The sequence below is a fragment of the Thioalkalivibrio sp. HL-Eb18 genome (assembly GCF_000364985.1).
Classification (GTDB): Bacteria; Pseudomonadota; Gammaproteobacteria; order Ectothiorhodospirales; family Ectothiorhodospiraceae; genus Thioalkalivibrio.
Map to the genome: position 1 here is coordinate 85,421 of NZ_KB822972.1, position 9,115 is coordinate 94,535.

The 9,115-nt window shown below is 64.1% G+C and carries 11 protein-coding genes; 7 read left to right on the top strand and 4 right to left on the bottom strand.

Features of this window, described 5'->3' with window-relative positions:
• Positions 1 to 27: 27 nt before the first annotated feature.
• A complete protein-coding gene (locus F813_RS0110500) occupies positions 28 to 789 on the bottom strand; it encodes a sulfite exporter TauE/SafE family protein (protein ID WP_017926517.1) in 762 nt (253 codons plus the stop codon).
• Between F813_RS0110500 and F813_RS0110505 the strand changes: the two genes are divergently transcribed.
• On the top strand, positions 788 to 1,444 hold the full coding sequence (locus F813_RS0110505; protein WP_231289550.1) for a DUF4124 domain-containing protein: 657 nt from the start codon (positions 788 to 790) through the stop codon (positions 1,442 to 1,444). The two genes, F813_RS0110500 and F813_RS0110505, sit on opposite strands and share 2 nt — an antisense overlap.
• Positions 1,445 to 1,483: 39 nt before the next feature.
• Here F813_RS0110505 and argB read toward each other — a convergent pair whose 3' ends face one another.
• A complete protein-coding gene (gene argB / locus F813_RS0110510; protein WP_017926519.1) occupies positions 1,484 to 2,362 on the bottom strand; it encodes an acetylglutamate kinase in 879 nt (292 codons plus the stop codon).
• A 169-nt stretch (positions 2,363 to 2,531) separates the two neighbouring features.
• On the opposite strand from argB, the gene hmpA reads away from it, so the two are divergent.
• The gene (gene hmpA / locus F813_RS0110515) at positions 2,532 to 3,713 is read left to right on the top strand and encodes an NO-inducible flavohemoprotein (RefSeq protein ID WP_017926520.1); all 1,182 of its coding nucleotides are present in this window, start codon (positions 2,532 to 2,534) and stop codon (positions 3,711 to 3,713) included.
• On the opposite strand, the gene F813_RS0110520 is transcribed toward hmpA, so the two are convergent.
• Positions 3,714 to 4,508: a gamma-glutamyl-gamma-aminobutyrate hydrolase family protein gene (locus F813_RS0110520; protein ID WP_017926521.1), complete on the bottom strand. Its 795-nt coding sequence runs from the start codon at positions 4,506 to 4,508 to the stop codon at positions 3,714 to 3,716.
• A 10-nt stretch (positions 4,509 to 4,518) separates the two neighbouring features.
• Positions 4,519 to 5,511 carry an amidoligase family protein gene (locus tag F813_RS0110525; protein ID WP_017926522.1) on the bottom strand — a complete coding sequence of 331 codons (993 nt, stop codon included), beginning with the start codon at positions 5,509 to 5,511 and terminating at the stop codon, positions 4,519 to 4,521.
• Between the two features lie 111 nt (positions 5,512 to 5,622).
• Between F813_RS0110525 and folB the strand changes: the two genes are divergently transcribed.
• From folB to F813_RS0110550, 5 genes are all read left to right on the top strand, one after another.
• Positions 5,623 to 5,988: a dihydroneopterin aldolase gene (gene folB / locus F813_RS0110530; protein ID WP_017926523.1), complete on the top strand. Its 366-nt coding sequence runs from the start codon at positions 5,623 to 5,625 to the stop codon at positions 5,986 to 5,988.
• Between the two features lie 254 nt (positions 5,989 to 6,242).
• Complete coding sequence (locus F813_RS0110535; protein WP_017926524.1) at positions 6,243 to 6,956, top strand: TorF family putative porin; 714 nt, start codon at positions 6,243 to 6,245, stop codon at positions 6,954 to 6,956.
• A 65-nt stretch (positions 6,957 to 7,021) separates the two neighbouring features.
• Complete coding sequence (locus tag F813_RS0110540) at positions 7,022 to 7,360, top strand: P-II family nitrogen regulator (RefSeq protein ID WP_012981610.1); 339 nt, start codon at positions 7,022 to 7,024, stop codon at positions 7,358 to 7,360.
• Positions 7,361 to 7,397: 37 nt separating this feature from the next.
• Positions 7,398 to 8,651 (top strand): ammonium transporter, encoded by a 1,254-nt coding sequence (locus tag F813_RS0110545; RefSeq protein ID WP_017926525.1) that lies wholly within the window; start codon positions 7,398 to 7,400, stop codon positions 8,649 to 8,651.
• 226 nt (positions 8,652 to 8,877) lie between these two features.
• The coding region (locus tag F813_RS0110550; protein WP_017926526.1) for a transposase family protein at positions 8,878 to 9,115 on the top strand (238 nt) is incomplete at its 3' end.

A 9,115-nucleotide genomic window follows, 5' to 3' on the forward strand; every position in this document is an offset into this window, starting at 1 on the left:
TTCTTTTTGTCCGTGTTTCGACCTTGATCAGGGCACCGGGGCCAGCAGCGCGATCCCGGTCAGCACGGTGACCACCTCGAAGGTGCGCTTGACCAGCCGGTTGCCGTAGCGATGGGCCAGGGCCGCCCCCAGATAGCCGCCGATGAAGCTGCCGATCAGCAGTGCCGGCAGCCAGTCCCACTGGACCGTGCCGAAGGTGCCGAGCAGCAGGGCCCCGGCGCCATTCCAGACGAGCCCCACCAGCACCATGGTATATCCGACGGCCTGGGTGTAGCTCATGCCGTACCAGCGCACCAGCCAGAGCGTCACCATCAGCCCCGTGCCGGAGGCCAGCGAGCCATTCAGGATGCCGATGATGAACAGGCCCAGCGCGCCGATCAGGGCATGCTGCAGGGTCTTGTCGGTCTCGCGCACGGCCTGGCCCAGCTGTGGCCGGCGCCAGGAGTACCAGCCCAGGGCGATCGTCAGCAGGCCCAGGGCGATCTCGCCGGCCCGCGGGGGTATGCCCAATACCAGCCAGGCACCGATCAGCACCCCGGGAAGACCGGCCGCAAGAATGACGGCTAGGCGCGCCGGTTCGAATGTGCTTTGCTTGAGGTGCCGCAGACTGGCCCCGGCGCCCAGCGCAACGGTGGCGATCTTGTGTGTGGCCAGGGCAACGGGATAAGGGAGTCCCAGGAAAATGAGGACCGGCAACTGCAAGAGGCCGGCTCCGCCGCCCGCGAGGGCGGAGAATCCATTCGCCAGGATGGCGATGAAAAGCAGGCCGAGGTGTTCGAGTATGGTCATGTCAGGGGGCGGAAAGCGCGGTTTCGTGTGGTGGCGCGGCGTTTTTTGGGGGCTGCTGGTGCTGGTGCTGGCGCTGGTGCTGCCGGCTCATGCGGATATCTATCGCTGGGTCGATGATGACGGCACCGTGCACTACTCGAACACCCCGCAGCCCGAGGCCAGCCAGCGCGAGCGGCGCGTGTTTGATTCCCACGGCCTGATGCGGGAGATCATACCCGCTCCCCCTACCGCCGAGGAGCGTGAACAGGCCCGGGCCGAACAGGAACAGGCGCAGCAGGAGCTGGAGGCCGCGCGCCAGGCGCGGGCCGACCAGGCGTCGCGCGAGCGTCAGCTGCGTCAGGCCTACGAGAATCTGGACGAGATCGAAGAACTGCGCGCGCGTCGCGAGGCGGCCATTGGTGCGGATATCGCGCGTTCCGAGGCGCAGGAAACGACGCTGTTGCGGGAACGCGAACGTATCCGTCAGCAGTATGCCGACAGCGAATCGGCGTCGTCACGGGAGCGGTTCAAGGTCCAGCTTGATGATCTGGAAGATCGGATTGCCCGCGAACGTGCCTACCGGCAGGGGCAGGAAGACCGACTGTCATCCGTTCAGCAACGGCTGGATCTGGACCGCGAGGACTATCAGCGGCTGGTGATCGACGGCGAAGGCTAGAAGCTTTCCGTAAATCAACTCCTGGTGTCGACAGCCCCGTTAACGACTGATCAGGGTGCCCACGCCCTCGTCGGTCAGAAGCTCCAGCAGCACCGCGTGTTCCACCCGGCCATCCACGATATGTGTGGCGTTCACGCCGCTGCGCACGGCATCCAGCGCGCAACGGATCTTCGGGATCATCCCGCCGTGGATGGTGCCGTCGCGGATCATCTCGTCGACCTCCGGGGCCGTCAGCTTGGGCAATAGTTCGCCGTTGCCGTCCAGTACGCCCGGGGTATTGGTCAGCAGGAATAGCTTTTCCGCATCCAGGACCACGGCGAGCTTTTCTGCCGCGGTGTCCGCATTGATGTTGTAGGCCTTGCCGTCACGGTCGAAGCCGATCGGTGCAATCACCGGGATGAAGTCGCTCTCGTCCAGCGTGTGCACGATCGCAGGGTCCACGCCCTCGACCTCGCCCACATGCCCCAGGTCCACGGTCGGCTGGCCCTCGGCTGCGCCATAGTCGCGCAGGGGGGTCGCGCGAATCATCTGGCCATCCTTGCCGGTCAGGCCCACCGCGCGCCCGCCGAAGCGGTTGATCAGCGAGACGATCTCCTGGTTTACGATCCCGCCAAGAACCATCTGCACCACGTCCATGGTCTCGCGGTCGGTCACGCGCAGGCCGTTGACGAACTCTGTCTGTTTTCCCAGCCGTTCCAGCAGCTGCCCGATCTGCGGGCCGCCGCCGTGCACCACCACCGGATTCACGCCCACCTGCTTGAGCAGCACGATGTCGCGTGCGAACGAGGCCTTCAGGTGGTCCTCGGTCATGGCGTTGCCGCCGTACTTGATCACGATCGTCTTGCCCGCGAAGCGCTGGATATAGGGCAGCGCCTCGATCAGGACATGGGCTACGGAATGGGCCGTCTGGGTATCCATGGCGGTTCTGGCTGTTCAGGAATGCGGGCGCGCAGTTTACCACCGTGACAAAGGCAGAGGCCTGTGGTGCCGGTATGCGCATTTAAAGTGCATACAGAGCACATCGTTTGACGGCAGGGAACCGTTCCCGTATAAAGCTGTGCATCTAATGCAACAAATGGAGAGGTACATGCTGTCGGACGACCACAAGGCCATCATCCAGAAAACGGTCCCCATCCTGGAATCCGGGGGCGAGGACCTGACCCGCCACTTCTACAGCATCATGTTCCGCGACTACCCCGAGGTGCGGCCGCTGTTCAACCAGGCCCATCAGGCGAGCGGCCAGCAGGCGCGGGCACTGGCGAATGCGGTGCTGCAGTACGCGCGGCATATCGACGAGATGGAGGCCCTGGGCCCGCTGGTCGGGCAGATCGTGAACAAGCATGTGTCGCTGCAGGTCCAGCCGGAGCACTACCCCATTGTGGGCGAGTGCCTGCTGCGGGCCATGCGCGAGCTGCTGGGCGAGGAGGTTGCGACCGATGCTGTGCTGGAGGCCTGGGGCGCGGCCTACCAGCAACTGGCGGATATCCTGATCGCCGCCGAGGAGGATGCCTATCGGCAGGCCGAGGCGCGGGCGGGTGGCTGGCGCGGGCTGCGTTCGTTTGTCGTGCGTCGCAAGGTGCCGGAGAGCGAGGAGATCACCTCCTTCTATCTGGAGCCCCGGGACGGCGGTCCGGTGCCCCCGTTCCAGCCCGGTCAGTACATCGGGCTGAAGGTCGACATTGATGGCGAAGAACTGCGCCGAAACTACTCGCTCTCCATCCCGCCGGGTGCGGACGGGCTGCGCATCAGCGTGAAGCGGGAGCCGGAGGGCCGGGTGTCGCGCTTTCTGCACGACCGCATCCAGGAGGACGGTGTGCTGGAGCTCACCCCGCCGGCCGGTGATTTCGTCCTGCGCGAAAGCGACCGTCCGCTGGCCCTGATCTCGGCGGGTGTGGGGATTACCCCGACCATGGCCATGCTGGACCCGGCACTGCAGGCCGGACGCAAGGTGCACTTCATTCATTGCGCTCGCCACGCCGGTGTCCATGCCTTTCGCGAACAGGTCGAGGCGCGGGCGCGCGAGCACGATCACCTGCGCCCGTACTTCTGTTACAGCGAGCCTGCCAACGAGGATGTTGCCGACGCGACCGGTTTCCTGACCCGGGACAAGCTCGCCGAGTGGCTCCCCCATCGCACCGAGGTCGACGTGTATTTCCTGGGTCCGACGCCCTTCATGCGGCAGGTCCGTCAGCAGTTGCGTGAACTGGGCGTGCCGGACGAGCGTTGTTTCTTCGAGTTCTTTGGCCCGACTCGAGCCCTGGAAGCCTGATCAGGCCGACTGCGTGGCCGCTACTAGCGCCCGGAACAGGCGCTGGTGGCGGGTCTTCTGCGGCAGGTATTCGGGGTGCCACTGCACGCCGATACACCAGCCGTGTTCGGCCTCGATCGCCTGGACGACACCTGTCTCCTCGCGCCCGACGATCCGTATCCCCTGGCCCAGTTGGTCCACCGCCTGATTGTGCAGCGCGTTCACATGGATCGTGTCCGCGCCCAGTATCTCGGCCAGATGGCTACGGCCGTCGAGCATGACCGGCTTGACCGGCAGCAGGCTGCGGGCCTGTGGGGTCTCGACATAGAACTCGGCCAGATCCTGCTGTAGCGTCCCGCCGCGCACCACGTTGATCAGCTGCATCCCGCGGCAGATGCCCAGTATCGGGCGGTGCTCGTCCAGCGCGCGATGGATCAGCGCCTTTTCCAGACGGTCACGCTCGACGTCCAGCACGCCGCCGTGCGACTGGAACAATCGGCGCAGTAACCAAAGCGCGGGATAGAACAGATACCCGATCAATCGTTGTGACAGACGGCGTTCCGCGCCGCGAATGGCCTCCGGATTCGGGCCCTGAGGCAGCGACTCCCCGTACAGTTCGGGGTCAACGTCCGCACCGCCCCCGACCACCAGCGCGTCGAATGTTCGATGGGGGCGCGGCTTGCCGGGGCGTACGCGCAGGGGGCGTCCGCCGGCGCGCCAGACGGCCAGTGCGGTGAACAGCCAGGTCGGGCCCCCGCCCTGGTCGGGGCCGGTGATTGCGACCACCGGACGCCGAACCGGCCCGGTGTGGCTCATGGCGTCGTATTCAGAACCAGCCACGCAGCTTCCTGGCCCAGTCGTCGGCCCAGCGGCCCAGTGCCTGGGTGGGGCGTTCCAGGTATTCACGGCTCATTCGCTGCAGCCGTTCCCGGTCCGCGGCGAGCCGTTCCACTTCGACCCAGCCGTTAAAGGGGTGGGCCAGGCTCCATTCGGGGTCATCGATCTCGCAGTTAGGCAGGCGATAGTGGAACGCGGGCCGGGCCTTGACCAGCTCATGTTCTACCGGGGCCGCGTCGATACGTTTCGGGTCCAGTTCGGCATACAGCGGCAGCATGTCCAGCGGCCGATTGCGCGTGGTGTTGTGCGCGAGGTAATGGTCGATCAGCTCGCCCTGGTCCGGGTGGAAGTCCGGGTTCAGGGTCTCGCGTACAAAGGTGCCGGGGAATGCGCGGATGTAGGGGGACAGGCGTCTCGCCAGGTCGATCTCGCCCGCGTTCGCCAGCATCTCGTACAGCAGCAGGAAGGCCCGCAGGACATCCAGGATCCAGGCGGCCTCGGAGCTGTGGATCTCGATATTGAGCTGCAGCCCGAACGCGTAGAGCAGCGAGCGTTCTGTCCCAAGGGCACCGGCTTCCTGCAGTGCGGCCCGAACGCGATCCAGGCGGGGAAGCGCCGAGGCCGTTATCGGCGGTGCGACGATCTCGTGCGGTACCAGCCGCCCGGCGGCATCGGCCAGCCAGCGGTCCAGCGCGGCCTCGTCGGAATCGTCGAGTTCGATCCCCAGCCGCCGCAGGTGGCTGCGGTATGCCCGGTCCTTCAGTACCCTGGCATCCAGCTCGACCTGGAAATCACCCTGGTCCGTATCGCAGACCCGGGCGACGAACGGGCTTTCACAGCGGACCTGCCCGCCGAACTCGGCGCGGATCGCCTCGGCCATGCATTCGAGCGAGACGCCGGCCATCTCGATCTCCACGCCCACCCTTCGGGGGGACCCATCCGGATTGTCTGGCCAGGGCAGATCGTGAAAGCGCTCGGGCATCGGGAGTGTCCTTCGGAAGCGGCCGCGCCATGATAGCGGTTCGGTGTACCTGTTGTGGGCAAGCCAGTACGATAGGCGCCGGCCACCACGGCCGGACCGCGAAGGTACGAGATGGATCGAATCTACCTCAAGGATCTGCGCATTGATGCCGTCGTCGGCGTCTATGACTGGGAGCAGCGCATCCAGCGCCCCCTGCGCTTTGATATCCAGCTGGCCACCGACACGCGTATTGCCGCCCATTCGGGCGAGATTACCGACACGGTCGATTACGAGGCCGTGGCCAACGCGGTACGCGCGATCGTCACCCGCGAACCCCACGCCTTGCTGGAGTCCCTGGCCGAGGAGGTCGCGGAGGCCCTGATGGCCGAGTTTCGCACCCCGTGGGTGCGCATCGAACTGGGCAAGCCCGGTGCGGTCGCCGGTGTGGCCGAGGTGGGTATTGTGGTCGAACGCGGCACCCTCCCGGCCTCCGCCTGATCCTTTTGCGTCTGTTCCTGTCCTAGTTCGCCTCGACCCCGGCCGTGCGGCCGGTCACAGATCCCTCATTTATTGAACCAATATGGTGCGTGTGCACTTTTAGTGCGCACCGTTTTCGTGCGCGCCTGCGTCGTTCTACCGCAACAGGTGTTGTGAAAAGCCGATCTGGCTCCGTTTTCCCGATATGGCACGGCCCGTGCAAGGACCGGGTGTCGACTACGCGACACTCGATTGCACAACTGGGAGAACACAATATGAAGAAGTTCACTCGTTCCGCGCTGGCCGCCGCCATTGTCACTGTCGGCTCCACCGGCGGTGTGGCCTTTACCTCGACTGCCACCGCGGAGCTTTCCGTGAACATTGGGGCAGTCTCCAACTACTACTTCCGCGGTTATTCCGAAACCGATGATGGCGCCGCAATCCAGGGCGGCATTGATTACGAACATGAGTCCGGTTTCTATGTTGGTACCTGGCTCTCCAATGTCGATTTTGGGGACGACACCAGCTACGAGATGGATCTTTATCTCGGTTTCGCCGACGAGTTCGATAATGGCTTCGGCTACGACGTTGGCTACCTGTACTACGCCTATCCCGATGCCCGCGACGACAGCGGTTCCCTGAGCGCCGATTTCGGGGAAGTTTATGGCGAGGTTTCGTTCGATACGGGGCCGGTTGGGCTGTACACCGGTATGGCGTATGTCGTGAATGACAGCAGCGACTCGGCGCTCGAGAAAAAGGACATGTATTACTACGCCGGTCTGGACATCCCGTTCATGGATGTCTACAGCGCCGGTTTCCTCGTGGGTCGCACCAACTTCGATGACTCCGATCTCGACAACTACACCCACTACACCGCCAGTCTCGCGCGCGATGCCGGCGACTGGGGCGAGTTCAGCTTCAACCTCGAATACGTCGACGAATCCGACGAGGACGTTGGCGCCTGGGTGGGCTGGACCAAGACGTTCTAAACCCGGCTTTTCCACTCAAGTAACCGCGGGGCTGCCATTCGGCGGCCCCGCCCAAGGAGCCCGACATGAAGATGATTACCGCCGTGATCAAGCCGTTCAAGCTTGATGATGTTCGCGAGGCGATCTCGGAGATCGGCGTGCAAGGGATGACCATGACCGAAGTCAAGGGTTTTGGTCGTCAGCGCGGCCATACCGAGCTCTATCGCGGTGCCGAATATGTGGTCGATTTTCTGCCCAAGGTGAAACTGGAAGTGGCTGTCGACGAAAACCTGGTCGATCAGGTGGTCGAGGCCATTTCCAAGTCTGCCAGCACGGGCAAGATCGGCGACGGAAAGATTTTTATCACCCCGGTGGAGCAGGTCGTGCGTATTCGCACGGGCGAGACCGGCCCGGAAGCCCTTTAAGGGTTTTCGCTCTTCCATCGAATGAGGAATTTCAATCATGGAAATTGAACAACAAGTTGTCGAACTCGCCTATGCGATGGACACCTTTTACTTTCTGGTGGCCGGTGCACTGGTGATGTGGATGGCCGCGGGCTTTACTATGCTCGAGGCCGGGATGGTGCGCACCAAGAGTGTCGCCGAAATCGCGACCAAGAACATCGCCCTTTATTCGATCGCCAGCATCATGTACATGCTGATTGGCTACAACATTATGTACGGCGATGGCCTGAGCTCCGTGATCCCGAGCCTGGGCTTCCTGATCACCGGTGACAATGCCGTAGGCGAGGTGCTGGGTAGCGGTGGCGACATCTACTACTCCGATCGTGCGGACTTCTTCTTCCAGGTCGTGTTCGTGGCCACCGCGATGTCCATCGTCTCGGGTGCCGTGGCCGAACGGATGAAGCTGTGGGCCTTCCTCGCCTTTGCGGTCGTGCTGACCGGCTTCATCTACCCGATCCAGGGCTTCTGGAGCTGGGGCGAGGGCTTCCTCGACCAGATCGGCTACCTCGACTACGCCGGCTCCGGCATTGTCCACTTCACGGGTGCCGCCGCGGCGCTGGCCGGTGTGATCCTCCTCGGGGCGCGCAAGGGCAAGTACGGCAAGGACGGCCAGATCAACGCGATCCCGGGTTCCAACATGCCGTTGGCTACCCTGGGTGTGCTGATCCTGTGGCTGGGCTGGTTCGGCTTCAACGGTGGTTCGGAGCTGAAGGTCTCGGACATCGAGTCCGCCAACGCCGTGGCCGCCGTGTTCGCCAACACCAACCTGGCCGCGGCCGGGGGTGTGGTCGCCGCCCTGATTACCACCCGTCTGGTGTTCGGCAAGGCCGACCTGACCATGGCGCTGAACGGCGCGGTCGCAGGTCTTGTGTCCATCACCGCCGAGCCGCTGATGCCCAGCCCGTTCCTGGCGATGATCATCGGTGCCATCGGTGGCGTGATCGTGGTGTTCTCGATCGTCGCGCTGGACAAGCTGAAGATCGACGACCCGGTCGGGGCGATCTCCGCGCACGGTACCGCCGGTATCTGGGGCGTGATGGCGGTGCTGCTGTCCAACCCGGACGCGACCTTCTTCGGCCAGATCGCGGGCCTGCTCGCCATCTTCGCCTTCGTCTTCACGGCTTCCCTGATCGTCTGGGCGATCCTGAAGGCGGTGATGGGCATTCGCCTGAGCGAAGAGGACGAGGACATCGGTGCCGACATTACCGAGTGTGGCCTCGAGGCCTACCCGGAGTTCACCGGGAAGCAGTAAACACTCGAAACGCGAGTAGGGGTTCGGCCTGGAGGGCCGGGTCGAACCCCCAAAGTGTCTCCTCCGACGCCGACAACAACAGTCTCCCAGGACTCAAGGATGTTGGCTTTCAGGGCGCCTCCACGGCGCCCTCTTTTTTGGTTCATCGAAGGATACCGGGGAGGTATTCGTGCGCTGAAGGGCATCGTAATCTCGCGTGGAGCCGGGTTGGACACGGGAGAGGGGGATGCTGGACAAGAAGACGCTGCAGAAGCTGGGCGGCTGGGAAGGCTATCGGCTGGAACGTGCGGTATGGCCGGACGAGGCGGGCGGCACGCTGGAGTTGCACCTGAAGCCGACGCGGCAGTGGATGCACTGCGAACGCTGCGGCCACCGGACGCGTCAGGTGCACGAGACGACGCTGCGGCGGGTTCGGGATCTTCCCCTGTTCGAGTACCGGGTGGTGCTGGTGGTGCCGCGTCGCC